This window comes from Hyphomonas sp. UBA3601, from assembly GCF_002375605.1.
Classification (GTDB): Bacteria; Pseudomonadota; Alphaproteobacteria; order Caulobacterales; family Hyphomonadaceae; genus Hyphomonas.
In genome coordinates, this window is sequence record NZ_DFME01000091.1 from 1 (window position 1) to 520 (window position 520).

The window sequence follows — 520 nt, forward strand, 5'->3', positions numbered from 1 at the left end:
CGCGTGCGGATACTTATCCTATTAGCCTTGGCCCCAGAATTTTAAGGGCGGAAACGGCGGTCGTCTCGGCGCTCACCCTTTGGCAAGCGGTGTGTGGTGACTGGACCTAGAAGGGCCACCGCTTCATGGGCTTCGGTACGGCACTTTCCCATCGACGTTGCCACTCAAGCGTAATCCCGATGCGATGTTCCAGCTTGCCGTCCCAGTGAGCGTTCAGCCCAACGGCCTTCAGCGTATCGAAGATTTCCTGGCCAATCTGGAGGAACACCGCGTCCGCCGTATTATTTGAGGCTCCGTAGCTGAGATAGAGATTGCCGGATTCGACCGCGCTTTCCGTGTCCTGCTGGTGAAAGAAGACGTAGCCGCGTGCCCGACGGCCATAGGCTTCGAACTCCTCAATTTCGAGATTGATCTCCGCAGCTCCGCATGTGCCGCAGCACGTGAAATTCTGTCGGGCGACAATATCCTTGTCATCCAGCATGTCGAAGGCGAGTTCCAGACGGTCGAAGTCTGTCAGCAC

General features: G+C 57.1%; 2 protein-coding genes. One reads left to right on the forward strand and one right to left on the reverse strand.

Features of this window, described 5'->3' with window-relative positions:
- Positions 1 to 110: 16S rRNA (uracil(1498)-N(3))-methyltransferase (locus B4F73_RS16750; protein ID WP_349679553.1), on the forward strand; the 110-nt coding region annotated here is incomplete at its 5' end.
- On the opposite strand, the gene B4F73_RS09345 is transcribed toward B4F73_RS16750, so the two are convergent.
- The coding region (locus tag B4F73_RS09345) for a DUF6891 domain-containing protein (RefSeq protein ID WP_290483089.1) at positions 107 to 520 on the reverse strand (414 nt) is incomplete at its 5' end. The two genes, B4F73_RS16750 and B4F73_RS09345, sit on opposite strands and share 4 nt — an antisense overlap.